Here is a 24,199-nt window from a genome sequence, read left to right on the forward strand (position 1 = left end):
GGCAACGAACCAATCGCAATCGGGCTTCAGGACGTTCCTGAAGCGCGGCCGTGAGCAGGAGAGGACAGGCCGCTGCTCGCCGTCTCGACATCGCTCGGGTCGTGCTTGAGCTCGGCCTGCGACTGCCTTGCGCAAGGGCCGCAATGCCGGAACAATTGCGGCTCGTTCAGGGGGCACTCGGCGGAGTTCCAGGCAAATGCAGTTCGATGACGTCATCCTCGGTCGCCGGAGCATCCGCGGCTACAAGCCCGAACCGGTTCCCAGGGCGCTGATCGAGGAGATCATCGCGCTGGCGATGCGCGCCCCCTCGTCGATGAACACGCAGCCTTGGAATTTCTATGTCATCACTGGCGAACCGCTGAACCGGATCCGCGCCGGCAACACGGAGCGGATGCTGGCGGGCGTCCCGCAGTCGCGGGAGTTCCGGACGGGACAGCCCTTCGCGGGGCCGCATCGTGACCGGCAGGTTGGTGTCGCCAAGCAGTTGTTCTCCGCCATGGGGATCGCGCGCGACGACAAGGAGATGCGCCAGGACTGGGTGCTGCGCGGTTTTCGCCAGTTCGATGCGCCGGTCTGCATCATCGTGACTTACGATCGTGTCCTGGACGGGAGCGACGACACGCCGTTCGATTGCGGCGCGGTGACGACGGCGCTGGTCAACGCCGCCTGGTCGCGCGGGCTCGGCGCCGTGATCAACAGCCAGGGCATCATGCAGTCGCCCGTGGTGCGCGAGCATGCCGGCATCGCCGACGACCAGGTCATCATGAAGAGCATCGCGCTCGGCTGGCCGGACGAGACCTTCCCGGCCAATGCCGTCGTCTCCGAGCGGAAGTCGGTCGGGGAAGCCACGGTGTTCGTCGGCTTCGACGGCTAGGCGCGCCGCCGGCGCTGGCGGGCGGTCGTGGTTCCAATCGGCCTCTGGCCCGCCGGCGCGACTTGCCGGTCCTCGGGCCAGCGTCCCGACGAGGCGGGCCCGTCCGCAATGGATGCAGGTCAATGTTGGCTGGACGCATTTGAAGGATAGCGGCACCATCGCAGGCCGGCCCGCCCTGCCGCCCCGCATGGCAGGTCCTCATCAGCCTTCCAGTCGTTCGACCTTGGACGCGCCATGAAAGCTCGGGCTGCCGTTGAGCCTCCGTCGGCGGAACACTCGTTCTCGTTCGACGGATTCTGCCTCGTTCCGCACCGCCAGCTGCTGCTGCGCGACGGCGAACGCGTGAGGGTCGGCGGCCGGGCGCTCGACATCCTCACCGCGCTGGTCGAGCGCGCCGGCGAGCTCGTATCCCATGCCGACCTCGAGGCACATGCCTGGCCCGACACGTTCGTGCATGCGAGCAACCTCAAGGTTCATATCGTCGCCCTGCGGCGGATCCTGCGCCAAGCTTCCGGCGATCCGCGGGCGATCCTGAACGTGCCTGGGCGGGGCTATCGTTTCACGCGCCCGGTCGCGTGCCGCGGGCGGGCTCCCCCTGTTGCGACGCGAGCACGCAAATCGATTGGCCGGGCGCTCGCTGCACTTCCGCGTCTCTTCGGCCGGGAGGAGGAGATCGCACGTCTGCTCGACGCGCTTTCGGCGCACCCTCTGGTCACCGTCGTCGGACCGGGTGGCATCGGCAAGACGACGCTTGCGCTGGCGGCGGCCGCGAGACTCGGGCGAAGGTTCACTGTTCCATCGTGCTTCGTCGATTTCGCCTCGCTCGACGATGGGCAACACGTGGTCCAGTCGATCGCCGTCGAACTGGGCCTGCGTGGCGATCGGCACGATCCTCTATCAGCCATCGCCGACCATCTGCGGACCACGCCGCGGCTGCTGATCCTCGACAATTGCGAGCACCTCGCCGCGGCCGTCGCGGCGGTGGCCGAGCGCCTGGCCGCCGGCCTGCCGGAATCCACGATCCTCGCCACCAGCCGCGAGCCGTTGCGGACCCGCTCGGAGCATGTGCTTCGCCTCGCGCCGCTTGCCTGTCCTGCGGACATGTCGCGGATTCCCGTGGCCGAAGCCTTGCGTCATCCTGCCGTTGCCCTGTTCGTGGCCCGCGCCGGCGACCGCGACACCTTCTCGCTGCGCGACGACGAGGAGGCGGCATCGGTGTCGCGAATCTGCCGGCAACTCGACGGCCTGCCCCTCGCGATCGAGCTTGCCGCGAAACGACTGGGACCGAGGCGGCCGGCCGAATTGCTGCAGCTGCTGCAGCACGGACTCGGTCCGCTCGACCCGCATGATGCGGCCGTGCCGGCCCGACAGCGCAGTCTGAGCGCGACGCTTGACTGGAGCTACCGGCTACTCTCGGCTCAGGAGAGCCTGGTCCTGAGGTTCGTCGCGGTGTTCGCAGGCGAATTCGCAACGGCCGACGCGGTCGCGCTGCTCGCGCCACTCGGTCTGTCCGGAGCCGACATCCTCGCAGGTCTCGAAAGCATCGCCGCAAAGTCTTTCGCGACCGTCGAACTGCGACAAGGTCGGACCTGCTATCGCCTGTTCGAGAGCGTGCGCCGCTACGGCACTGTGCAGCTCGATGCCGGCGGCGAGCGCGAGCGGGCGCGTCTGCTGCACGCACGTCATCTCCTGGAAGTCGTCGAGCGTGCCGAGGAAGAATGGCAGTGGCAGGTGGCGGACGAATGGGTGGGACGCCATGGGGCGCGACTCGATGATCTGCGCCACGCCCTCGCCTGGGCGTTCGGCGGGACAGGAGACCCGTCCATGGGGGTCCGGCTCACCGCGGCAGCGATTCCCCTGTGGGAAGAGCTGTGCTCGGTCGACGAAGCCCGGCTCCGCGTCGCCCACGCCCTCGACACCGCTCGCACTCTCCCGGCCTGCGACATCCGCCTCAAGATCAAGCTCGCGTTGCGCCATGCCTGGACGTTGACCTGGTCGCAGGTTCGGCTTCCCGAAACGGCGGCGCCATGGACCGAGTGCCTCGATCTCGCTCGGGCGGCGGGTGACGGCGAATATGAGCTTCGCGCGCTGTGGGGGCTAGCCACCTACGAGACCTTCACCGGGCGGACGGTTGCGGCGATCGATCATCTGCGGGCGTTCGACGCGCTGGCCGAGCGCACCGGCGATCCTTCCGTACGGCCCGACGGGCAGCGGCTGCTGGCGCTGGCGCGGGCCTATGTCGGCGAGGTGAGGGAGGCCGACGAAGCGCTCGAGCGGCTGGCGCAACAGGTCAACCGTTTCGAGAAGCAGACTCGCGTCACGCGCTTCTCGATCGACCGCTACTGCATCGTCCGCAGCTCGCTCGCCTTCACGCAATGGCTGCGCGGCTGCACCTGCTCTTCGCTCGCGACAACGACGCAGGCGGTCGAGGCGGCGGTTGCGCTCGATCACCCCGTATCGCTCGCCAACAGTCTGGTGTTTGCCGGCGTGCCGCTGGCGCTCTGGACGGGACACCTCGACCGCGCGGAGGCGGGCCTCGCCCTCCTGCGCACCAACCGCGCCATCCGCAATACGCAGGTGTGGCCGCGGCTCGCGCGCTTCTTCGAGGCGTCGCTCCGTCAGGCACGGGGCGAGCGGGCGGCGGCGGCCATGTGCACCGCACTCGACGAGCTGCTTGAGACTGGCTTCGTGACGCGGGCGCCGATGTACATTGCCATGCTGGCCGAGGCGCTCTTGGAACAGGGGCTGATCGACGAGGCCGGGGAGAGGCTGGACGATGCGGATGGGCGGCTCGCCCTCTATGGTGAGCGCTGGTGCGGCCCCGAACTCCTGCGCCTGCGCGGACGGGTCGAGGGCGCGAAAGGCGATGGGCCGGCATCGGAGCGCCTGTTCGAAGCCGCGATCGAGCAGGCGTCCGCGCTCGGCACCCTGAGCTTCGAACTCCGCGCCGCCTGCGACCTGGCGCGTGCCGTGGCCGCGCGCGGTTGCCGCGACGCTGCCCTCGCGATCCTCGGCAAGACCTCTGCTCGCTTTGCCGAGGCCGGTCCGGGCACCGAAGTGGGTTCGGCGCGCCGGCTGATGGAGACTCTTCGCTGATCGAAAGCGCGCGACCGCCCATCCTTCTTCTTAACCACAATTAACTCGTCAGGCCGGCGAGCGGCGACGCACTGTTGCGCGTGCCCATTCGCAGGTGGTCGATACGATGAGAGGCTCAGTTGTCCGCAAGGCGGCCGGGATTGCGTTGGTCCTGTTGGCCGGCGTGGTGGGCTACCTCTGCCTCTGGCCGGTGTCGGCGGATCCCGTGGCGTGGTCGGCTGCGGCCCCGCCCGGCTATGTCGGCGCCCATGCCCCCAACACCCGGCTCGCCGGCCTGCGGACGATCCCCATCGGAGAGGAATTCGGGCCGGAGCATCTCGCGATCGGGCCCGACGGGAGACTGTACGCCGCGATGACCAGCGGCAACCTCGTGCGGATGCAGCCGGACGGCACGCAGCAGGAGGTGTTCGCGCGGACCGGCGGCCGGGTGCTGGGCTTCGATTTCGATGCGGGCGGACGCATGATCGCCGCCGATGCGATGAAGGGGCTGCTGGCGATCGATCCCGAGGGCCGCGTCGAGCTGCTGGCCGATCGCGTGCGGCCGGATGATCCGATCGGCTATGCCAATTCGGTCGTCGTGGCGCCGTACGGTACCGTCTACTTCACCGATGCCTCCCCCCGCTTTGCACCCGCGACGTGGGGCGGCACCTACGAAGCCAGCGTCCTCGACATCCTCGAGCAATCCGCCACCGGGCGCGTGCTGGCCTACGATCCGGTGCGGCGGACCGTGCGGATCGTGGCGCACGGCCTCTCCTTCGCCAACGGAATCGCGCTCTCCGCCGATGGCCGGTCGCTGTTCGTCGGCGAGACCGGCCGCTACCGCGTCTGGAAGATCGACGCGGATGCGCAGGACATCGACGTGAGGCGGGGAGGTGCGGGGGCCACCGTGCTGCTCGACAATCTGCCGGGCTATCCCGACAACCTGATGCGTGGCCGCGACGGGCGGATCTGGGTCGGCCTGTTCAAGCCGCGCAATCCCGCGGCCGACAGCCTCGCCGGCTGGCCCTTCCTGCGGAAGGTCCTGCTGAGATTGCCCCGCTCGCTGCTGCCGCTCGGCCGATCCTACGGCCATGTCTTCGCCATCGACGAAAGCGGCAAGATCCTGGAAGACCTGCAGGATCCGGACGGCGCCTATCCCGAGACGACGGGGGCGACTGAGACCGCCGACCGGCTCTACATCCAGAGCCTGCATGCCCGTACGATCGGCTGGCTGCCGCGATGATCGCGCGATCGTTCCTCGTCTTGCTCCTCGCGATGGCAGGGGGACCCGCATTCGCACAGAACGGAGTCCCGCAAGGGGTGAAGGAGGACATCTATCTTCTGCGCAGCATCCGTGAGCCGCAGGACGCCGGTGCGGCCTGGTGCAGTTCCGACAGGACCGGCTTCGATGCCTTCCTGACCGACGCGGAGCGCTTCTTCTCCTTCTGGAGCGTGCAGTCGCGCGCCGAGGACGGCAGGGTCACCGATGCGCAGGCGGGGCGGGTCGCCGAGCTGCGCGGCTGCTTCGGTCCGACTCCCGAGCGTGCCCGCCAGAACTTCTACGCGGAGATCCGGCTTGGCCCGCTGCTGGTGGAGGGACACGGCGAGTGTCTCGCCCTCGCGCTCGACTTTCCCGAACAGGGTCTGTTCCCGGTCCGCTGCCAGCTCGTGCTCGGCAAGGCCGGACCTTATGTCGGGGGCCTGCTGACGACGAACACGCTGACCAGCAAGGCGCCCTTCGGCGGCGTCACGGAGCCGCCCGGCTACACGCAGGCGTCGATCGCCACGATCCGCCTCTGGAGGACGCAGCCCTAGCCCGTTCAACGACCCCAGGTGAAAGCGAGGTTGCCGTATCATGACCGACCGTCCCGAAGCGACCGAACCGCAGCGGCGCACCATTCTCGAGGTTGCGGGAGCGGCGATGCTCGGCGGGTTCATCGCCGCCGGCGCCTCGCCGGCCGTAGGCCAGGCCGCCCGTCAGCCGGGCGCCAGACCGCGAGACGGCGCGCCGCTCGGGGCGCGCCTCCGGGGCGTGCAGCATTTCGGCCTGACGGTCCAGAACATGGAGCGCGCCTTCGCCTTCTACACCGAGGTGCTGGGCGGGACGGAGATCATGCGCGATGGCGATTTCCAGGGTGAGCGCATCCACAACACGCTGCTGACCTCCGAGGAGATCGAGGCGCGCGAGCGGCATGTCAACCCGCGCGGCCGGGGCGTGCCGGATCTGCGCGGCGGCGCGCAGCGGCTGGACGTCCGCTTCATCCAGTTCGACAACGTCGTGCTCGAACTGCTGCAGTATCGCGACGCCGGTCAGCCGATGGGCGGCCCGAACGCCTTCGCCGAACCGCTCGACCCTATGAGTCCGGCCTTCCCGCGCATGATGCACATCTGTTTCCACATCGACGACGATGTCGACTTCAACCTCTTCATCCGCGACCTCGAAGCCGAGAGCGCCCAGCGCGGCATGAGTCAGGTGCGCGCCAACCGCGTGGTGACGGTCACCTCGGAAGCCGAACGCAAGGCGGCGCCACTCGACGCGAACTCCAATCCGATCACCGAAGGCAAGTCGAACGGCTGGCGACTGATCTACTGCCGCGGGCCGGAGGGCGAGCAGCTCGAGTTCGTGCAGGCGCTCGGGCCGGTGAAGCAGGTGTTCGACGGCGCGCTGGAGGCACGCCGACAGCTCGTCGCGGCGCGCGCCCCATAATCACCGACGTCAGGAGTGGTCATGCCGCCTGTCGTGCCTCGTGCCATCATTGCCGTGCCGAGCGCGCCGCTGCCCCGTGACGCAGGGATGGGCAGGGGAAAGGCGTGCCCTCGGCTATGCCGCTATTCGCCCGGCGACGGCGGTTGGCGTCCGGTCCGCCTGAGGATCGCAGTTGCGCGGCGCGCCTTTCCTCGGCACCGTTGTCATATGCTTCGTATCGCCAGCTTTCTCCTGCCTCTCGCTCTTCTCACCGCCTGTGACGGTTTCCGGCTCGGTCGCGACAATCCGCAGCCCTCGCCCGGCTGGGTCGGACACACCGTGGCCGACTTCGCGGCGCGCAATCCTGCGGCCCGGCAGCTCCAGGGGCAGGATGCGGTGTACGTGTTCGAGAACAGTCCCGGCTATGGCAAGTGCGAGGTCATCCTCAAGACCGACGGCGAAGTCATCACCGACGTCGTGAACCTTTGCGCGCCGGGCACGCTCTGGCTGACGCCGCCGCGCCGGGCGGCTGCGTCCGCCGTTACGGAACCTCGGTGATCTAGTCGCCGCTCCGGATGCAGAAACAAAAAGCGGCTCCCGCAGGAGCCGCTTTGTCGCAATGAGGGCGCAGTCCTTACTGCGTGCAGGGCAGGACCTGGCGCTGATCGGCGATCGAGTAGGAAGCCGGGCCGCAGGGCGCCTTGCCCGAGGCTTGGTCGGCCTTCGGCGTCGGCGGCGTGCAGGGCAGCATGGTCTGGCGCTGATCGGCGATCGAGTAGGTCGACACGCCGCAGGCCGGCTGGCCGGAGTCGGTCGTGGTCGTCGGCGGGGCGCAGGGAACGACCTGGCGCTGATCGGCGGTCGAGTAGGAGGCCGGGCCACAGGGCGTCTGAGCCATCTGCTGGGCGGTCGCCGAGGTCATCCACAGGGCGGAAGCCGAAAGCACGGCCAAGGCCGCGAGACTTCCCATCGCAAGGATACGCATCATCCAGTCTCCCATTATTGTTCAGCCGAATTGATCGAACGGCTTCACGCTATCGGGGAGTGGGCGAGCGCTCTGTGAAGCAGGTTACACAGGGCGCGAAGAATTTCGTGTGCGTGTGCGACGATGAAGCGGAGCGCGCTACGGCGCGTTGGCCGTCGACGTCGAGCGGTCCATCAGCACGTCGAACTCGCCGCGGCTCGTGTTCACCGAGAACTGGAGCGTCCGGCCGGCGGCATGGCCCGAAATGGTGAACGGACCGACCACGTTACCGGTGCCGCGGATCGGCACCGGACAGTTCAGGTCGCCCGAGCCGCGAACGTCGCCGGTGAGCGAGACGGTCATCGAGAAGGGACTGGAGTTGCAGCCCGGCACGTCGATCGTGCCGGAACCGCTGCCGCCGGAAATCCGGACGCGGGCGGTGACCATTTGCTGCGGGGCCCGCCGCGCCCCCGAATAGCTGCCGTCGAAAGCGTTGGTCGGCGCGGGCGGTGACGGAGGGGGAGCAGGCGCGACGTTCGGCGCTTCCTCCGATCGGCGATGCTCGGCCTCCCAGCGCGCGATGGCGGCGGAAGCGCCGGCAAGCAGTTGCGTGCGCTGCGCGGCGTTCAGGAAGCCGGTCGCCGGGAGGCCCGTCTTCTTCTGCCAGCCGGCGATCATGTCGCGCGTGCGCGGGCCGAACATGCCGTCGGTGCCCCGCGTATCGAAGCCCAGCGAGGTCAGTGCGACCTGCAGGTGCTGGCGATCGGTGACGCCGAGATGGAGACCGTTCTCCGCGGCTTCGGCCTCGACCTTTGCCCGGTGCGCGGCGACGATCGCGGCCTCCGCATCGGCCTTCTGTCGGGTGGTGGCTTCGAGGTTTTCCTCGGCGCGTCGGCGAAGGGCGACTTCCTCGTCGGCCTTCTGTCGCGCCGCCTGTGCCTGGGACAGCGCCTCGTCGGCCCGCCGCTTGTTCTCCGCTTCGAGCGCGGCCTTCTCCTGCGCTTCCCGTTCGGCCTGGCGCAGCGCGGCCATCTCGATTTCGGCGAGGCGATGGGCCTCGTCTTCCGCCGCGCGCGAGGCCGCGGTGTCGGCGAGCTGCTGCTGGCTGGCCGTCGCCGCTTCGCGCCGGCTGGTCTCGATCTTCAGCCGCAGCTCGGCGAGGTCGGCTTCGGCCTTCTGCCGGTCGAGCCGCGCCTTGTCGAGATCGGCTACGGCCTGCCGCAGCGCCTCGGCATCGGCCTCGGCCCTGCGTTGCGCTTCTTCTTCGAGCCGCTTCTTCTCGGCGGCCGCCGCATCGGCCGCCCGCCGTTCGACCAGCAGTCGCTCCAGATCCTCGGCCTTCAGCGTCTGCAGGTCGGCGAGCGTCGGCGGCGGACGAGGGCCAAAGGCAACATAGGCGACGCCGGCGAGACCAATGCAGCCCAGCGCCGCGGCCGACCACAGGGCCAGTCGCACGCGTCTCGCGGCCTGGGGCGACGGCACCATCGACGGCCACACATGGGCTGCGGGCGAGAGGTCGGGCACCGTCGGCCAGTCGGCGGCATCCCAGTGCACGACAAAGGCGCTGATCGGCCGGTCGATGTTCTTCAGCTCGAGCTCGTCCAGCTGCTCGAAGCGGGCCTTGTGCCGACCGGCCACGGCCTCCCAGACGGTGCGCGACACGACGATGCCGCCCGGCTTCGCCTGCTCCTGCAGGCGCGCGGCGACGTTGACGTCGTCGCCGTAGAGGTCGTCGTGCTCGACGATGACGTCGCCGATATGGAGGCCTATCCGGAAGGCGATGGCATCGTCGGCCGCAAGGTCGCGATTGGCGGCGGCCATTGCCTGCTGGAATTCGATGGCGGCGGCCAGCGCATCGACTGCGCTCGCGAACTCGACCAGGCCGCCATCGCCCGTCAACCGCACCGTGCGCCCGTCATGGCGCCGCACGATGGGCGCCAGCCGGCGCGTGAGATGCTCCAGCAGCCGGGCCACGGTGCCGCTCTCGTCGCGGCCGATAAGCCGCGACGATCCCACCACGTCTGCAAAGAGGATTGCCGCCAGCCGGCGACGTTGTCGATTCACGGGACCATCCGCCCCTTGCTGTCCAGCGACTCTAGGAGGCACCGCACGCCCTGGCTACCCGCCGTCGATGATCCCGTGCAGCGACTCGGGAGCGAGGACGGTCAGGCGACTGCGCCCCAGTTCGACGATCCCGGCTTCGCGCCAGATGGCGAGCTGCCGGCTCACGATCTCGCGCGAGACACCCAGCGTGCGCGCCAGCTCCTCCTGGGAGATGTGGACGGTCGCGGCGGACGTGTCGGTTCTCTCCGGGCGGCCGTAGCGATCCATCAGGACAAGGAGCTGCTTGGCGAGGCGCGTGGCGACCCCGAGGAAGGCCGAATCCTCGACGAGGTCCGTGGTGCGCCGAAGGCGGCTGCACAGCAGGGCGATGATGCGCATCGTGGCGTCCGGCCGCTGGGCCAGGAACGGCTGGAACACCACGCGGTTGAGGAAGAGCAGCTCCGAGGGCTCGCGGGCGATCGCCGTCGCCGTGCGCCCCTTGCCATCGAGCAGGGCGATCTCGCCGAAGAACTCGCCGGGCCCGAACATGTTGAGGATCAGCTCCTTGCCCGCCGCCGATTCGACGGTGACCACGACCCGGCCGGCCAGCACGCCGTAGAGCCCGTCGCCGGGATCGTCCTTGCGGAACACGACATGCCCGGCGGGAACGCGCCGGCGCAGCGCATGCGCCAGCAGCTCGCGGCTTTCACTCTCCGTGAGGGCGCCCAGGAACGGATGCAGGCGGAAAAGGTCGTGCGGCGTCATGAGGGGAGCGGTGTCGTGGATGCGCGCCACGCGGCGCGGCGCGCCCTGGTTCCGATGTCCGCATGAATGGGCCGCTTCGTCCAGTGGCGGGCTTTCGCCGCCGGGACGATGCTGCAGATCGTCTGTCATGGTGACCCCGCACCCGGAGGCCTCTCCGGCGATCGAGTTCCCATGCGACGGCAGGCGACGACTGTCTGTGACCTACTGCACAGAGAAGCGACCGTTGTGCGATTCTCTTCTCAGAGATTCTGGAGCTTGTTCTCGACGCCCAGGATATGGCGGCCGACCATCTCGACATGGCCCATCATCGCCTGCAGATGCTGGCTGGCGCTCATGGCGTCGCGGAAGCGGCGCTCGAACGGGGCCGAGTCCAGGATCGCGGTCGTCCCGGCGGCGCGATAGGCGGCGATCGAGACGTCGGTCGCCTGGTTCATGCCGTGTGTGGTCGCAAGGCGCAGCCGCATGCGGCGGTCGACGTCGAGCGTGCCGTTGGCCGCCGCGTCGTAGACCTGGGCCACTTCGGCATGCAGGTAGGCGCGGGCGGCCGACAGGCGCGCCTCGAGCAGGGCGATCTCGCGCTGGACCGCGTTGTTGGCCGACATGGCGTTGATCGACGCGCGGCTGTGCTTGCCGCGCGCCAGATCGACATAGGCTTCGAGCATTCGTCGCGCGACGCCCAGCGTCACGCTGCAGAAGCCGCTGGCATAGAGCAGCGTCGACATGATCGTGTAGAGCGGCCCGCTCTCGCGCCGCTCCTCCAGCGCATCGCGCGCCGGCGCCTGGGCCTCCGGGATGAACAAGTCCTCGACCGTGTAGGTGTCGCTGCCGGTGCCGCGCAGGCCCAGCACGAACCAGTCGTCGACGATCTTCGCCTCGCTGCGCTTGAAGACGAAGCTGCGGTCGTCGGGCTTGCCGTACCGATGATGCGGCGTGCCGTCGGGATTCTGCACGGCGCTGTGCGCGCCCATCCAGGTCGTGTGCCGCCCGCCGCTGGCGAAGCTCCAGGTGCCGCTCAATCTGTAACCGCCGTCGACCCGGATCGCCCGGCTGGTGCCGTTGCGCGCGCCCCAGGCGAGGCCCACGCCGGGACTGCCGAACAGGGCCGCCGCCGTCTCCGGCGGCATGGCCGCGGCGGAAGTCGCCGAGGAGACGTTCGACTGGTTCACGAACCAGGCGGTGCTGGCATCGGCCCAGGCGATCGCCTCGACGGTCTTGCAGAAATCGAGCAGGGGCAATTCCTGCCCGCCCAGGCTCCGGGGCAGCAGCAGGCGCAGCATGTCCTGGCCGATCAGGGCGTCCACCACTTCCGGAACGAGATCGCGGCGGCGGTCCATCTCCGCGCCGTGCCGGTCGATCAGCGGCTGCAGGGCGCGCGCCCTCTCCGGGGCGCTCAGGGTCGGGGCCGGCTGAACGAGCGTGTCCATGGAATCCTCGGGGGCTGCGTCGTCTGCTCTCGCATCCATACTGGACCGCCCGGGCAGCCGGTCAATCGATCGGCCACGAATGCCACTACCCAGCGAAAGGGGCGCCTATCCCGCGATGTCGGCGGCGACGCGGCGGTCGCGCGCGACCGCCGCCGCGATGGCGGACGGTCCGTCGAACTCCAGAGGGATCTGGGCGAGGCGGGCCTGGGTCTGCACCGATCTGTCGCTGCGCAATCCCACCAGCGCGGACGTCAGCCGCTTTGCCACGGCCGCCGGAGTGGCGACCGGTGCGAAGATGCCGAAGCTGATCGTGTAGGCGAGCTTCTTGTCCCCTACCAGTTCGGCCAGGGTCGGCACGTCCGGCCGTTGCGGCGAGCGGGCGGCGCCCGAGGTCGCGAGCACGCGCAGCTTGGCGCGATTGCGCGCATTGTGGAGCAGCGCGGTCCGCGTATCGACGACCGCGATGTCGGCGCGACGCGTCAGCAGCAGGTCAACGGCGGCATTGCTGCCCGACACCTCGATCGGCTCGAAGGAGAGCTTCAAGCGGCGTTCGACCAGCGCCAGCAGGAGGCCGATGGTCGAGTCGGCGCCCATTGTCGCTGCCCTCAGGCGGGTCGCGCGAGCGGCGGCGAGCAGCCCCGGCCAGTCCCTTACGTCCGACAGCTCGTTCACCACCAAGGCGGTCGAGAAGCCGCGCGTCACCTTGGCGATCGGCTGCAGGCGCGACAGCAGCGGCCTGGCCGGCGTTTCCTGCAACACGAGATTCAGGATTTCGGCGATCAGCAGCATCCGCCCGTCGGGCTCGGCATCGATCACCTGCAGGGCGGCCCGGCGCCCGGCCTGGCCCAGCGTATAGTCGAACTCCACCGGCTCCTTGAGCGCAGCCGAAAACCCGTCCTGGATCAGCTGGGCGCAGAGGTCGGTGGGGTTGCCGACGCCGAAGCCGCAGATCAGGCGAACGGCGTCCGTTGCGGCATCGGCGCGGCCGCCGATCGACGCCGCGGCGGCCATCGCCGCCGTTCCTCGCAGCGCATCGCGTCGGGCCAGCTTCATGCGCCGATGATACGTCAACCCGCCAGCGCGGTCTCGCTGGCCGGGTCACCGGCGATGCGGCTGTGCCACATGATGCGCTTCTGGGTCATGTCCCACGGCGTCGCCTGGTGCAGCAGGCAGCGATTGTCCCACAGCACCGCGTCGCCCGGCGCCCAGTCGTGATGGTAGAGGCGCGGCGGCTGGCAGGCGAAGTCGATCAGCTCCTGCAGGAAGCGTTCGGACTCGGCCGGCTCCATGCCGGGAATGGCGTGGGCGTGGCGGCCGATCAGCAGCGACTTGCGGCCGGTCTCGGGATGGATCTTCACCAGCGGCCGCAGCGGTACCGGCCCGTCGTGCAGCCCGTAACCGCTATACTCGCCGTCGGCCTTCTTCGTCTGATGGCCGAGCTTCGACTGGCTGTAGTGCAGCGAGTGATGGGCCTGCAGTGTCTCGACGCGCGCCTTGCGCGTCTCGTCGAGCGCGTCGTAGGCCGCACGCATGTCCGCGAAGCCGGTGTGGCCGCCGACGGTAGGAACGACTTCGGCGCTAAACACCGCGCCCTTGGCCTGGACTGGCATGTAGGTGCTGTCGGCATGCCAGCCCATGTTGCCCTTCAGGATCTTCATCATGTCGTCGTTGTCGCTCTCGATCCGCAGGCTGCCGTCGGGGCGCACGTTGCTGATCGCGGCCATCTCGAATTCGAGCGGGCCGAAGCGGCGCGCGAACGCGATCTGCTGCTCGCGCGTGAGGTGCTGATCGGGGAAGACGAGGAGAGCGTAGTCGAGCCACGCCGCATGAAGGTCGCGCCACCCGGCCTCGTCGAGTTCGGCGAGCTTCACGCCGGTTATGACGGCACCGAAGGTGGCGTCGAGCGGAGCGATGTGGAAGGCGCGTGCCATGCGAATCCTCCTGGTCGTTTTCGCCAGTCTAGGGTCTTTTCGGGCCAGGTAGAATGACCTTCCGCCCCTTCAAATGCAGAGGTCGTCGCGGCGCCTTGCGCTGACGGCGGGAGGTTGAGTGGACCGCTCTTTCTTCCGCGCGCCCGGACATCGCGAAGCGATGTCCTGACGCTCCTCCGGCCAAGCTTCGCTCGGCCTGTCCCCAAAAGAGAACGGCCGGGCGATTGCCCGGCCGTTCGTGCCTTCCGATAGGGGATCCGGTTACTGGATCACGATCTCGACGCGGCGGTTCTGCGGCTCGCGGACGTTCGGGCCGGTCTGCACCAGCAGACCCTGCTCGCCGCGGCCGAGGACGGAGATGTTGGTCGCCGGCACGCCTTCGCGGACCAGCGCGTCCTTGACGGCGTTCGCACGACGCAGCGACAGCGCCATGTTGTAGGCCTCGGTGCCGGACGTATCGGTGTGACCCGTCGCGGTGATGCGGGCGTTGCCCTTCTGCTTGTAGGCCGACGCGGCCTGGCGGATGGTGGTCAGCGCCTGGTCGCTCAGGTTCGCGCGATCCCAGTCGAAGAACACCATGAAGGACGGCGGCGCCACGGCCGGCGCGGTCGGGGCCGGCATCGGCGCCGCGGCCGGCTGGCCGAACTTGTAGGCGACGCTCAACATCGTCGTGATGTTGTTGTTCTGGTACGCACCCGGGTTCGTCGTGCCGTAGTAACGGCCGTCGAGGTTCACGCGGAAGTTCTGATCGACGTTCCAGCCCAGGCCGATGATGCCCTGGTAGGCGAACTGGGTGCTGCAGAGCGAGCAGCCGTTGATCGACGAGTCGGCGAAAGCGATACCGGCGCCGGCGCCGATATACGGGGTGACCGTCGCGCCCGGGATGAAGTCGTAGAGCAGGTTCGCCATGACGGAGAGCTGCTCGATCCGGCCGCTGGTGTTGCTGAAGATATTGCCGAAGTTGGCCGTGCCCGTGCCGTTGTTGGAGCGGAACACGCCTTCCAACTCGATCCTGGGACCCACGAAGTCGTAGCCGACGAAGCCGCCGACCGCGTAGCCGAGGTCCATATTGTAGTTGTTGTTGTTCAGCAGCCAGTTCAGGCCGCCTTCACCACCGATGTAGATACCGGGGTTGGACGGGCCGGGGCTCCACATCGACTGCGCGTTGGCGGCCATGGGTACAGCCATCAGTGCTGCAGCAGCGAGAAGTGCCTTTTTCATTTTCAAACAATCCCTCGTTGGGTGACGCGTCCGGGCTGACGGACGCACGCCCCACCAACGAGGGTTGCGTGGATTAAGTTGCCCTTTCTTGGGAACCTGGGGCACTCGCCCTGCCACCGTGGCCGTAGGGCAACAGTGTGGCAGGACTAATGCATAAACAGGCTTACTGCATGAACCAGCCGTGACTGACCACGGCGGACTGCCCGCTGTGCACCGTGCTCTTGGCGGCGGCATAGAAGAGGACCGCGTCGGCCACGTCGTCGGTGGTGGTGAACTGACCGTCGATCGTGTCCTTGAGCATCACGTTCTTGATCACCTCTTCCTCGGTGATCTTCAGTTCCGCGGCCTGCTCGGGAATCTGCTTCTCGACCAGCGGTGTGCGCACGAAGCCCGGGCACACGACGTTGGACGCCACGTTGTATTCCGCGCCTTCCTTGGCCAGTACCTTGCTGAGGCCGATCAGGCCGTGCTTGGCGGTGACGTAGGGTGCCTTGAGCTTGGAGGCTTCCTTCGAATGCACGGAGCCCATGTAGACGACGCGGCCATATTTGGCCTTGTACATGTACTTCAGGCAGGCCTTGGTGGTCAGGAAGGCGCCGTCGAGATGGATCGACAGCAGCTTCTTCCAGTCGGCGAAGGGGAAGTCGACCAGCGGCTTCACGATCTGGATGCCGGCATTGCTGACCAGGATGTCGATCTTGCCGTATTTGGCGATGGTGTCGGCGACGCCCTTCTCGACCTGCGCCTCGTCGGTGACGTTCATGGCGACGGCGAAGGCATCGCCGCCCTTGGCCTTGATCTCGTTGGCCGTGGCGGTCGCGGCGTCGAGATTGAGGTCGGCAATCACCGGCGTGCCGCCCTCGGCGGCGAGGCGCAGGGCGATTTCCTTGCCGATGCCCGAAGCGGCGCCGGTGACGATGGCAATTCTTCCCGTGAAACGCGACATTGGCTGATCCTTCTCTCTGTGCCGGTTACTTTGCGAGATAGTCGAAGACCACTTCACCGAGGCCCAGCGTCAGGTCGGTGACATAGTGGCTGGCCGAGACGACCTCCCGCACCGGCAGGCGCGAGACGTCGCACATGGCATGATCGAAGAGCTGAAGGGCGGCGGGGCCGGTCCAGGCGCCCTTCACGGTCACGTCCTCGCAGTAGTAGCGCACGAGTTCGCAGATACGGGGCGTGCAGTCGACGTGCGGCACGATCTTGATCATGAAGGCCGGCTTGGCCAGCGCCTTGATCAGCGGCGCATGATCGAGCTCACGGTGCTTGTAGCCCATGGTCCCGCTGACGCAGAGCACAGAGCCGTAGTGCAGGGTGCAGACCAGCGTCTCGTTCTCGTGGCTGATCTTCGGCGTGGCGAGTTTCTTGGGGAATCCCCAGATCTCCCGACCGCCGGCGATCGGCGAATTGTCGTCGAGGTACATGGCGTGCACATAGCCGCCTTCCTGCACCTGGCCGTCCTTGTCCTTGAAGCGCACCGGGATGACCTGTCCGGTCTCGGTGTAATCGCCGAAGCCCGTCGAATCGGGCATGCGGATGAACTCGTAGTTCACGGTATCGCCCACGACCTCGAGCGGCTCCGGCACCAGCGCGCGCAGCACCTCGGGATCGGTTCGGTAGGTGATGACGACGAATTCGCGGTTGTAGAATTTGTACGGCGGCTTCGGATAGCTCGGATTGTTGAGCGGCATCGCGAAGGCGTTCTTGCGGACGTCGTCGATTTTCATTTCTGCGGCTCCTTGCGGCCCTGCAGGGCCAGATCGAACGTGAATACGCCGTCCGGACTCTCCGGACGCTGCAAGACCTCGGGATGCTCGAGCGAGCGCGTCATGTCGGAGTAACCCGACTCCCAATGCTCCTCCATCGTACGGCGGGAGAATTCGTAGTCCTTCGACGAGCCCTCGTACTTCCGCGCGTGATAGATCGTGTGGATGATGTTGTAGACCTTGCTGTCGGCTTCCTGCGCCACGAGTTCGGCCTCGGGCGTCTGCCGCAGTTCCGGTGGCATGTCGGCCAGGATCTTCGCCATGGCACGGCGCAACGACTGTATCTGCCGGAACTGATCGGTGCCGGCGCGCGTGCGGCTGGAGTAGCGGATTTCCTTCACGCGCGTGTCGACCTCGACCATGTCGCGCGGCAGGTCTCCGCGCGCGCTCCACAGGTCGATCTGGAAGGCGAGCGTGTCGGCGCGCGGACGGGCGTCGAGCACCCATTGCAGCGGCGTGTTCGAGACGACGCCGCCGTCCCAATAGAACTCGCCATCCACCTCGGTTGCGGGAAAGCCCGGCGGCAGCGAGCCGCTGGCCATGACGTGCTGCGGCCCGATCGTGTGGGTGTCGTTGTCGAAGTAGATGAAGTTGCCGGTCTTGACGTTGGTGGCACCGACGCTGAAGCGCATTTCCTTGGCATTGATGCGGTCGAAATCGACCAGCCCTTCGAGCAAGGTCTTGAGCGGCGAGACGTCGTAGTAGGCGAGGTTGCCCGGATTGCCGGCGGGCGTGAAGATCGGCGGCGGGAACCGTGGCTTGAAGAAATCCGGCGCGCCGAACAGCAACGTTCCGAACGAGCGCACCTGGTTCACGAACTGATGGTGCATATCGCTGCTGAACTCGAAGCCCTTGATCGTCGGCACCCCCAGGGGCGAGCGCGTGATGGTCTCCCAGAAGGTACGCAGCTTCTCCACCCGGGTCTCCGGCGGATTGCCGGCAATCAGCGCGGAGTTGATGGCGCCGATCGAGATTCCGGCGACCCAGTCGGGATGCAGGTTGGCTTCGGCCAGCGCCTGGTAGACGCCGGCCTGGTAGGCGCCCAGCGCTCCACCGCCCTGCAGCAACAGGGCAATCCGTTCGAAGGGCGGGCGGGGGCGGGGGGCTGACTGGGTACTGATCACGCGTTCTCCCTCGTGGTGCGGCACCGCAGCTTGGCTTCTGAAGCACCGGCCGGATGGCGGCACCGGCTATTCCGCAAATTGCAGGCCGAAACTAGGCGGCCGTCATGATGTGTACATTACAAAGGGGAAGCTGGACCAGCGGGCAGGCCGGAATAGCGGGCGCGGTCCGCTCGGCCTTTACGCTGCTGCGGCGGAAAACCGAAGGTCGGGCAGGGGCCCGGCGCGGTCCACCGCCGCCCCTGCATCGAATTTCCGCAGCTCCGGCAGCACGGTTCGGGCGAACAGGTTCATGTTCCGCGCCGCTTCCTCGTGCGGCATGCCGGCATAGGAGAAGACGCCGACATAGGCGCTGTTCTTCGTCTGTTCGTGGATCGCCATGACCTTCCCGTAGACCTGCTCGGGTGTGCCGTAGACCTGGAGGTCGGCAAAGAACTCGATGGCCTTCTGGTCGCCGTAGACCGCGAGCTTCTCGTTCATCTTGGCATAGTACTCGTAGCCGCGCTGGTTCTTCATGTGGGCGCCGGCGAACTGGTAGTGGTCGAGTACCGTGCGGTAGTAGCCGCCGATGTATTTCACGGCCATCTCGCGCGCCCGCTCGGCGCTCTCGTCGACGAAGGTCCAGCCGGCCGAAATCGGCTGCGGCGCGTCCGTGCCGTTGACCTCGCGATAGAGCGCATTGTACTCGGTGAGTTCCTTCTCGACCTCGCGCCACGGCTTCTGCGGGATGATCAGCAGGCCGACGCCCAGCCGCGCCATGATGCGCGCGCTCTCCGGCGACACGGCGGCGGCATAGGTGCGGCCCCGGAAGCTCTTGAACGGGGCGGGGCGGATCTCGACCGGCGGCTGCTTGTAGTGCTTGCCCTGGTAATCCATCACGCCGGTTTCGAGGCCCTTCAGCAGCGCTTCGCCGTACTCGACGAACAGCTCGCGGCTGTCGCCCATGTCGAGGCGGAAGCCGTCGAACTCGACCTTCCCGGCACCGCGCCCCAGGCCCAGGATCATGCGGCCGCCCGACAGATGATCGAGCATGCAGATCTGCTCGGCGACCCGCATCGGATCGTGCCAGGGCAGCACGACGACCATCGATCCCAGCCGCACATGCTTCGTGCGGCCCGCCATGTAGGACAGGAACTGCACGACGTCGGGGCACATCGTGTAGTCGGTGAAATGATGCTCGACCGACCAGATCGATTCGAAGCCCAGCGGCTCGGCCATGTCGGCCAGGGCCAACTCGTTCAGGTAGATCTGGCGGTCGCTCAGCGCCCGGCCCGTATTCTGGAAGACTGCAGCCATTCCGACATGCATGGCGTTACCTCCGGCTGATTTGCCGTATGGTAAACGGCCGTTCACGTGATTGGGAAGTCCCCGCCGATGCTTGATTCCGCCGTATTCGACCGTCATATCCGCCGCATGCGAACCCTGCTCACTGCCCTTTCTTCCGTTGCTCTCCTGTCCTTTGGAACGGTCCACGCCCAGGCGCAGAGCCCGGTGCAGCAGGCACAGGCCGCGGCGCCGGCGTCCAATCCGCAGGTTGCGGAGGTCGAGCGCTATTTCAACGGCATCCGCACCATGCAGGCCCGCTTCGTGCAGTCGAACCCGGGCGGCACGGTGGTGCAGGGCACGCTCTCGGTGAGCCGGCCCGGCCGCATGCGTTTCGAATACGATCCGCCGTCGCAACTGAAGATCGTGGCCGACGGCAGCCAGGTGACGATGTGGGACATCGCCAACCGCGACTTCGGCCAGTGGCCGATCGGATGGACCGCCGCCTCCTTCCTGGTGCGCGAGCCGATGGTGCTGCAGGGCGGCGATCTCACGGTCGAGAAGGTCGAGCGCGCCGACGGCATGCTCCAGCTCACCATGAGCCAGACCCGCAAGCCCAACGAGGGCAAGGTCATCGTGCGGTTGGGCGAGAACCCGATGGTGCTGCGCGGCTGGTCGATCATCGACAATCGCGGCCAGCGGGTCGACGTTTCCCTGAACGGCCTTCAGACCGGCCTGCCGCTGGCGGCAAGTCTCTTCAAATTCGACGGTCCCGATGCCGGCGCCATTCGACGCGGCGTCGATCGCAACTAGGTTTATACTCCCCGCCGGAACCGACGTGGGGATCTGAAGACGTGAGCGGATTGACAGTGAGGGCCTCGACCGAGGCCGACGTGGCGCGTTGCGCCGAAATCTACGGACATCATGTGCTGCACGGCACGGCCTCCTTCGAGGTCGACCCGCCGGACGTCGCAGAGATGGCCAGGCGCCGCGCGGCGGTGCTCGATCTCGGCCTGCCCTATCTGGTGGCCGAGACGGAAGGACGCCTGCTGGGCTATGCCTATGCCGGCCTCTACCGCACCCGTCCGGCCTACCGCTTCACCGTCGAGAACTCGATCTACATCGACAAGGATGCGGTAGGCCAGGGCGTCGGCAAGGCGCTGCTCCTGCCGCTGATCGACTTGTGCGCCCGCGACGGCCGCCGCCAGATGATCGCGGTGATCGGCGATTCCAGGCATGTCGCCTCGATCAACCTCCACGCCTCCTGCGGCTTCGCGATGGTCGGCACGCTGAAGAGCGTCGGCTTCAAGTTCGGCCGCTGGCTCGACAGCGTCCTCATGGAGCGGCCGCTCGGACCGGGCGACACGACGCTGCCAGAAACGCAAGAATGAACGGGAGAGAGACGCCATGCGACTGATCGATTATTTCGACCGCGGCGCCGATCTCTATCCGGAGCGGCATTGCCTGCATGACGGCACGCGGGGCTGGACCTATCGCGAGGTGCGCGGCCAGACGCATCGCGTCGCCAACGGGCTGCTGGCCATGGGCCTCGGGCGTGGCTCGAAGGCGGCCGTCTACAGTCCCAACCATGCGGCGGCCTATGCCTGCCTGCTGGGCATCGTGCGCGCGGGCGTCACCTGGGCGCCGGTCAATGCGCGCAACGCGCTGGAGGAGAATCTCTACATCCTGAACAACACCGACGTGGAGGTGCTGTTCTACCATTCGAGCTTCGAGGGCTACCTGGCGCGCATCCGCGAAGCCTGCCCGCGCATCACCGGCTTCGTTTGCATCGACACGCCATCCTTCGAGACATGGCTGGCGGCGCAGAAGGAAGAGGCGCCCGACCTGCCCGACGCGCCCGACGACGTGGCGTTCCTCGCCAGTTCGGGCGGCACCACCGGCCGGCCCAAGGGCGTACAGATCACCAACGGCAACATCGAGACGATGAACTCGATCTTCTGGGCCTGCATGCCGGTGACGTCGCCGCCGGTCCACCTGATGGTGGCGCCGATGACGCATGCGGCGGGCGTCTGCTCGTTTCCGCTGCTGGCGTTCGGCGGCACCAACATCTTCATGGGCACGGCCGATCCCGGCGGCATTCTGGCCGCAATCGAGAAGCACAAGGTCACGCATGTTTACATGCCGCCGACCCTGATCTACATGCTCCTCGCGCATCCCGACGTGGGCAAGTACGACTACAGTTCGCTGCAGCATCTCGTCTACGCATCGGCGCCGATGTCGGTCGACAAGCTGGTCGAGGCGGTGAAGGTGTTCGGCCCCGTGCTGACGCAGACCTACGGCCAGGCCGAGGCCTGCATGATCTGCACCTTCTTTTCACCGCAAGATCACGTGGCCGCGCTTGAGACCAACAAGCGACACCGGCTCGCGAGCTGCGGCAAGGTCTCGCCGCTGGTGCGGCTCGAGGTGATGGACGATCACGGAAAGCTGCTGCCGCGTGGCCAGCGCGGCGAGATCGTCGTGCGCGGCAACCTCGTCATGAAGGGCTACTACAACAACGTCGAGGCGACGGCCGAGGCGTCGGCCTTCGGCTGGCACCATACCGGCGACATCGGCGTCATCGACGAGGATGGCTTCGTCTACATCGTCGATCGCAAGAAGGACATGATCATCTCCGGCGGCTTCAACGTCTTCCCCGGCGAGGTCGAGCAGGTCCTGTGGAGCCATCCGGCGGTTCAGGATTGCGCGGTGATCGGCATACCCGACGAGAAGTGGGGCGAGGCGGTGAAGGCCGTGGTCGAGCTGAAGCCGGGCATGACCGTGAAGGCCGACGAGCTGATCCAGCTCGCCAAGGAGAAACTCGGTGGCGTCAAGGCGCCGAAGACGGTCGACTTCGTCGACACGCTGCCGCGCAGCCCGGTCGGGAAGGTGCTGAAGAAGACGCTGCGCGAGCCCTACTGGGTCGGTCACGAGCGGAAGATCTGATGCGCGATTGGCTGCGGCGCCTGCCGCCCAACGTGCAAGGCGCGCTGTGGCTGGTGAGCGGCGGGTTCATCTTCACCTCGACCGGCGTGATGATCCGCCTGCTCTCCGAGCAGATCGAGAGCGTTCAGACGGCGTTCTTCCGTGCGATCCTCTCGGTTATCATGCTGCTGCCGCTGATGATGACCGGCAAGGTGAAGCCCTGGCTCAGCCAGCGCATCAAGGGTCACTTCTGGCGCACCTTCATGGGCACCACCTCCATGGTGCTGGGCTTCTACGCCATCTCGATGCTGCCGCTGGCCGACGCGACCGCCATCGCCTTCTCGCAGCCGCTCTTCTCCGTCGTCGTGGCGGCGGTGATTGCCAAGGAGAAGGTCCGCTGGCGGCGCTGGACCGCCACGGTCGTGGGCTTCATCGGCGTGCTGGTCATGGTGCGGCCAGGCGAGGGCAGCCTGCAGCTCGGCGCGCTGGTGGCGCTGGCCAACGCCGCGTGCGTGGCCATCTCGATCCTGCTGGTGAAGCGCCTCTCCGATTCCGAATCGCCGCTGATGATCCTGACGCAGTTCGCGATCTTCTCGACCCTGTTCCTGGCGGGGCCGGCGATCTGGGTGTGGCGCTGGCCCGACCTGTTCGGCTGGGTGCTGGCGATCGGCATCGCCTCTTCCGCCACGGTCGGCCAGTATTTCTGGGTGCAGGCCTTCAAGTCCGGCGAGATGTCGGCCATCGCGCCGTTCGAATACATGCGCCTGCCCTTCGCGGTATTCATGGGCTGGCTGATGTGGAACGAGATGCCGGTCGTCTGGACCTATGTCGGCGCCGCGATCGTCATCGCCTCGGCGCTCTACATCGCCCATCGCGAGCATGTGGTGGCGCGCGAGCGGCGGCGTGCCGCGGCGGTCAGCCCGCCGGAGAAGCCTCCGGCCCCGCCTGGGTCCGGCCCTGCTCCTTGAGCAGCCAGGCGCGCGCCCGCGCGCGATGATCTTCCGTGATGTGCATGCGGGCGGCGGTGAAGGCCGCGACCAGGATCGCGGCGTCGTCGGTGAAACCGAGGCCAAGCAGGAAGTCCGGTATGGCGTCGAACGGCAACACGAAATAGGCCAGCGCCCCGAACAGGGTCGCGCGGATCGGCAGCGGCGTGGCGCTGTCGCTGGCGCAATAAAAAGCAGCGACCGCGTCCTCGGTGAAGGGCACGCGACCCAGCGTGCGGCGGGCCTTTTGCCAGAAATTCCGGCGGACGGTCGTCTCGTTCCGGAGCAGGTCGGATGCATCGCTCATGCGGGGAAAGGTTGGGTTGGCGGGCCCGCTTGGCAAGGGGGATGGAAATGCTAAAAGCCCCCCAACCACGGAGGACACGGATGAACGTCAAGGGTCAGGCCGCCATCGTTACGGGCGGCGCTTCGGGATTGGGCGGCGCCACGGCGTCGGCACTGGCGGCCGCGGGCGCCAAGGTCGCGATCTTCGACCTGCAGGACGAACTGGGCGAGCAGAAGGCCAAGGAAATCGGCGGCCTCTTCGTGAAAACCAACGTCGCCGATGCCGCCAGCGTCGAGGCCTCCGTGAAGACCGTCGTCGAGAAGCTGGGCACGCCGCGCGTGGTCGTGAACTGCGCCGGCATCGGGCGGTCCGGTCGCACCATCTCCAAGTCCGGCCCGCACGACCTCGCGATGTTCAGTCAGGTGATCCAGGTCAATCTGATCGGCACCTTCAACGTGATCCGCATCGCCGCCTACGCGATGAGCCAGGCCGAGCCGCTGGATGGCGGCGAGCGCGGTGTCATCGTCAACACCGCGTCGGTCGCGGCGTTCGACGGCCAGATCGGCCAGGCGGCCTACTCGGCCTCGAAGGGCGGCGTCGTCGGCATGACCCTGCCGATCGCGCGCGATCTCGCGAGCCTCGGCGTGCGCGTCTGCACGATCGCGCCGGGCCTGTTCCTCACGCCGATGATGATGAGCCTGCCGGCGGAAGCGCAGAAGAGCCTGGGCGCCCAGGTGCCGTTCCCCTCGCGCCTCGGCGACCCGAAGGAATATGCCCAGCTCGCCATGAGCATCGTGGAGAATTCCATGCTGAACGGCGAGACGATCCGCCTCGACGGCGCGATCCGCATGGCGCCCAAGTAACCGGCCCGG

The 24,199-nt window shown here is 67.5% G+C and carries 24 protein-coding genes; 11 read left to right on the forward strand and 13 right to left on the reverse strand.

Features of this window, described 5'->3' with window-relative positions:
* Positions 1–196: 196 nt before the first annotated feature.
* On the forward strand, positions 197–874 hold the full coding sequence (locus ACP15H_RS29240) for a nitroreductase (RefSeq protein WP_425069622.1): 678 nt from the start codon (positions 197–199) through the stop codon (positions 872–874).
* A gap of 201 nt (positions 875–1,075) precedes the next feature.
* Here ACP15H_RS29240 and ACP15H_RS29245 read toward each other — a convergent pair whose 3' ends face one another.
* Positions 1,076–1,330 (reverse strand): hypothetical protein, encoded by a 255-nt coding sequence (locus ACP15H_RS29245; RefSeq protein WP_425069992.1) that lies wholly within the window; start codon positions 1,328–1,330, stop codon positions 1,076–1,078.
* Here ACP15H_RS29245 and ACP15H_RS29250 point away from each other — a divergent pair.
* The 5 genes from ACP15H_RS29250 to ACP15H_RS29270 all read left to right on the forward strand — a co-directional run bounded on the left by ACP15H_RS29250 (position 1,217) and on the right by ACP15H_RS29270 (position 7,193).
* Complete coding sequence (locus tag ACP15H_RS29250; RefSeq protein ID WP_425069984.1) at positions 1,217–3,970, forward strand: ATP-binding protein; 2,754 nt, start codon at positions 1,217–1,219, stop codon at positions 3,968–3,970. The two genes, ACP15H_RS29245 and ACP15H_RS29250, sit on opposite strands and share 114 nt — an antisense overlap.
* A gap of 106 nt (positions 3,971–4,076) precedes the next feature.
* The gene (locus tag ACP15H_RS29255; protein ID WP_425069623.1) at positions 4,077–5,192 is read left to right on the forward strand and encodes an SMP-30/gluconolactonase/LRE family protein; all 1,116 of its coding nucleotides are present in this window, start codon (positions 4,077–4,079) and stop codon (positions 5,190–5,192) included.
* A 77-nt stretch (positions 5,193–5,269) separates the two neighbouring features.
* Positions 5,270–5,764 (forward strand): hypothetical protein, encoded by a 495-nt coding sequence (locus ACP15H_RS29260; protein WP_425069624.1) that lies wholly within the window; start codon positions 5,270–5,272, stop codon positions 5,762–5,764.
* A gap of 40 nt (positions 5,765–5,804) precedes the next feature.
* Positions 5,805–6,656, forward strand: coding sequence for a VOC family protein (locus ACP15H_RS29265; protein WP_425069625.1), 852 nt, complete (start codon positions 5,805–5,807; stop codon positions 6,654–6,656).
* Positions 6,657–6,863: 207 nt separating this feature from the next.
* A complete protein-coding gene (locus ACP15H_RS29270; protein ID WP_425069626.1) occupies positions 6,864–7,193 on the forward strand; it encodes a hypothetical protein in 330 nt (109 codons plus the stop codon).
* Positions 7,194–7,269: 76 nt separating this feature from the next.
* Here ACP15H_RS29270 and ACP15H_RS29275 read toward each other — a convergent pair whose 3' ends face one another.
* From ACP15H_RS29275 to ACP15H_RS29325, 11 genes are all read right to left on the reverse strand, one after another.
* Complete coding sequence (locus ACP15H_RS29275; protein ID WP_425069627.1) at positions 7,270–7,623, reverse strand: hypothetical protein; 354 nt, start codon at positions 7,621–7,623, stop codon at positions 7,270–7,272.
* Between the two features lie 135 nt (positions 7,624–7,758).
* Positions 7,759–9,663: an adenylate/guanylate cyclase domain-containing protein gene (locus ACP15H_RS29280; protein ID WP_425069628.1), complete on the reverse strand. Its 1,905-nt coding sequence runs from the start codon at positions 9,661–9,663 to the stop codon at positions 7,759–7,761.
* Between the two features lie 54 nt (positions 9,664–9,717).
* The gene (locus ACP15H_RS29285) at positions 9,718–10,536 is read right to left on the reverse strand and encodes a Crp/Fnr family transcriptional regulator (protein WP_425069629.1); all 819 of its coding nucleotides are present in this window, start codon (positions 10,534–10,536) and stop codon (positions 9,718–9,720) included.
* A 110-nt stretch (positions 10,537–10,646) separates the two neighbouring features.
* Positions 10,647–11,831, reverse strand: coding sequence for an acyl-CoA dehydrogenase family protein (locus ACP15H_RS29290; RefSeq protein ID WP_425069630.1), 1,185 nt, complete (start codon positions 11,829–11,831; stop codon positions 10,647–10,649).
* A 105-nt stretch (positions 11,832–11,936) separates the two neighbouring features.
* Positions 11,937–12,884 (reverse strand): tripartite tricarboxylate transporter substrate-binding protein, encoded by a 948-nt coding sequence (locus tag ACP15H_RS29295; RefSeq protein WP_425069631.1) that lies wholly within the window; start codon positions 12,882–12,884, stop codon positions 11,937–11,939.
* A gap of 14 nt (positions 12,885–12,898) precedes the next feature.
* A complete protein-coding gene (locus ACP15H_RS29300) occupies positions 12,899–13,762 on the reverse strand; it encodes a TauD/TfdA dioxygenase family protein (RefSeq protein WP_425069632.1) in 864 nt (287 codons plus the stop codon).
* A 261-nt stretch (positions 13,763–14,023) separates the two neighbouring features.
* On the reverse strand, positions 14,024–14,983 hold the full coding sequence (locus ACP15H_RS29305) for an OmpA family protein (protein ID WP_425069633.1): 960 nt from the start codon (positions 14,981–14,983) through the stop codon (positions 14,024–14,026).
* A 163-nt stretch (positions 14,984–15,146) separates the two neighbouring features.
* Positions 15,147–15,929, reverse strand: coding sequence for a 3-hydroxybutyrate dehydrogenase (locus ACP15H_RS29310; RefSeq protein WP_425069634.1), 783 nt, complete (start codon positions 15,927–15,929; stop codon positions 15,147–15,149).
* Between the two features lie 25 nt (positions 15,930–15,954).
* Positions 15,955–16,710 (reverse strand): acetoacetate decarboxylase, encoded by a 756-nt coding sequence (locus tag ACP15H_RS29315; RefSeq protein WP_422017528.1) that lies wholly within the window; start codon positions 16,708–16,710, stop codon positions 15,955–15,957.
* On the reverse strand, positions 16,707–17,873 hold the full coding sequence (locus tag ACP15H_RS29320) for a patatin-like phospholipase family protein (RefSeq protein WP_425069635.1): 1,167 nt from the start codon (positions 17,871–17,873) through the stop codon (positions 16,707–16,709). Before ACP15H_RS29320 ends, ACP15H_RS29315 begins: the two co-directional genes overlap by 4 nt.
* Before the next feature lie 177 nt (positions 17,874–18,050).
* Entirely contained in the window at positions 18,051–19,178 is a 1,128-nt protein-coding gene (locus ACP15H_RS29325) for an LLM class flavin-dependent oxidoreductase (protein WP_425069636.1), read from the reverse strand.
* 66 nt (positions 19,179–19,244) lie between these two features.
* Here ACP15H_RS29325 and ACP15H_RS29330 point away from each other — a divergent pair, with 66 nt between their 5' ends.
* The 4 genes from ACP15H_RS29330 to ACP15H_RS29345 are packed head-to-tail and all read left to right on the forward strand — an operon-like array spanning position 19,245 to position 23,023.
* Complete coding sequence (locus ACP15H_RS29330; RefSeq protein WP_425069637.1) at positions 19,245–19,946, forward strand: LolA family protein; 702 nt, start codon at positions 19,245–19,247, stop codon at positions 19,944–19,946.
* Positions 19,947–19,987: 41 nt separating this feature from the next.
* Entirely contained in the window at positions 19,988–20,524 is a 537-nt protein-coding gene (locus tag ACP15H_RS29335; protein ID WP_425069638.1) for an N-acetyltransferase family protein, read from the forward strand.
* Positions 20,525–20,540: 16 nt separating this feature from the next.
* On the forward strand, positions 20,541–22,076 hold the full coding sequence (locus ACP15H_RS29340) for a class I adenylate-forming enzyme family protein (protein ID WP_425069639.1): 1,536 nt from the start codon (positions 20,541–20,543) through the stop codon (positions 22,074–22,076).
* The gene (locus tag ACP15H_RS29345; RefSeq protein ID WP_425069640.1) at positions 22,076–23,023 is read left to right on the forward strand and encodes a DMT family transporter; all 948 of its coding nucleotides are present in this window, start codon (positions 22,076–22,078) and stop codon (positions 23,021–23,023) included. Before ACP15H_RS29340 ends, ACP15H_RS29345 begins: the two co-directional genes overlap by 1 nt.
* On the opposite strand, the gene ACP15H_RS29350 is transcribed toward ACP15H_RS29345, so the two are convergent.
* Positions 22,971–23,348, reverse strand: coding sequence for a YkvA family protein (locus tag ACP15H_RS29350; RefSeq protein ID WP_425069641.1), 378 nt, complete (start codon positions 23,346–23,348; stop codon positions 22,971–22,973). The genes ACP15H_RS29345 and ACP15H_RS29350 overlap by 53 nt on opposite strands.
* Positions 23,349–23,428: 80 nt before the next feature.
* On the opposite strand from ACP15H_RS29350, the gene ACP15H_RS29355 reads away from it, so the two are divergent.
* Positions 23,429–24,190, forward strand: a complete 762-nt coding sequence (locus ACP15H_RS29355) for an SDR family NAD(P)-dependent oxidoreductase (protein ID WP_425069642.1) — start codon at positions 23,429–23,431, stop codon at positions 24,188–24,190.
* Positions 24,191–24,199 lie beyond the last annotated feature (9 nt).

The organism is Reyranella sp., from assembly GCF_965249915.1.
GTDB lineage: Bacteria > Pseudomonadota > Alphaproteobacteria > Reyranellales > Reyranellaceae > Reyranella.

What these genes read in the sequence shown, in the direction of transcription:
- ACP15H_RS29275 (WP_425069627.1), bottom strand. Translation starts at nt 7,623, where the DNA reads ATGATGCGTATCCTTGCGATGGGAAGTCTCGCGGCCTTGGCCGTGCTT.
- ACP15H_RS29300 (WP_425069632.1), bottom strand. Translation starts at nt 13,762, where the DNA reads ATGGCACGCGCCTTCCACATCGCTCCGCTCGACGCCACCTTCGGTGCC.
- ACP15H_RS29295 (WP_425069631.1), bottom strand. Translation starts at nt 12,884, where the DNA reads ATGAAGCTGGCCCGACGCGATGCGCTGCGAGGAACGGCGGCGATGGCC.
- ACP15H_RS29355 (WP_425069642.1), top strand. Translation starts at nt 23,429, where the DNA reads ATGAACGTCAAGGGTCAGGCCGCCATCGTTACGGGCGGCGCTTCGGGA.
- ACP15H_RS29350 (WP_425069641.1), bottom strand. Translation starts at nt 23,348, where the DNA reads ATGAGCGATGCATCCGACCTGCTCCGGAACGAGACGACCGTCCGCCGG.
- ACP15H_RS29310 (WP_425069634.1), bottom strand. Translation starts at nt 15,929, where the DNA reads ATGTCGCGTTTCACGGGAAGAATTGCCATCGTCACCGGCGCCGCTTCG.
- ACP15H_RS29340 (WP_425069639.1), top strand. Translation starts at nt 20,541, where the DNA reads ATGCGACTGATCGATTATTTCGACCGCGGCGCCGATCTCTATCCGGAG.
- ACP15H_RS29245 (WP_425069992.1), bottom strand. Translation starts at nt 1,330, where the DNA reads ATGCACGAACGTGTCGGGCCAGGCATGTGCCTCGAGGTCGGCATGGGA.
- ACP15H_RS29315 (WP_422017528.1), bottom strand. Translation starts at nt 16,710, where the DNA reads ATGAAAATCGACGACGTCCGCAAGAACGCCTTCGCGATGCCGCTCAAC.
- ACP15H_RS29285 (WP_425069629.1), bottom strand. Translation starts at nt 10,536, where the DNA reads ATGACAGACGATCTGCAGCATCGTCCCGGCGGCGAAAGCCCGCCACTG.
- ACP15H_RS29265 (WP_425069625.1), top strand. Translation starts at nt 5,805, where the DNA reads ATGACCGACCGTCCCGAAGCGACCGAACCGCAGCGGCGCACCATTCTC.
- ACP15H_RS29345 (WP_425069640.1), top strand. Translation starts at nt 22,076, where the DNA reads ATGCGCGATTGGCTGCGGCGCCTGCCGCCCAACGTGCAAGGCGCGCTG.
- ACP15H_RS29330 (WP_425069637.1), top strand. Translation starts at nt 19,245, where the DNA reads ATGCTTGATTCCGCCGTATTCGACCGTCATATCCGCCGCATGCGAACC.
- ACP15H_RS29305 (WP_425069633.1), bottom strand. Translation starts at nt 14,983, where the DNA reads ATGAAAAAGGCACTTCTCGCTGCTGCAGCACTGATGGCTGTACCCATG.
- ACP15H_RS29325 (WP_425069636.1), bottom strand. Translation starts at nt 19,178, where the DNA reads ATGCATGTCGGAATGGCTGCAGTCTTCCAGAATACGGGCCGGGCGCTG.
- ACP15H_RS29240 (WP_425069622.1), top strand. Translation starts at nt 197, where the DNA reads ATGCAGTTCGATGACGTCATCCTCGGTCGCCGGAGCATCCGCGGCTAC.
- ACP15H_RS29290 (WP_425069630.1), bottom strand. Translation starts at nt 11,831, where the DNA reads ATGGACACGCTCGTTCAGCCGGCCCCGACCCTGAGCGCCCCGGAGAGG.
- ACP15H_RS29270 (WP_425069626.1), top strand. Translation starts at nt 6,864, where the DNA reads ATGCTTCGTATCGCCAGCTTTCTCCTGCCTCTCGCTCTTCTCACCGCC.
- ACP15H_RS29255 (WP_425069623.1), top strand. Translation starts at nt 4,077, where the DNA reads ATGAGAGGCTCAGTTGTCCGCAAGGCGGCCGGGATTGCGTTGGTCCTG.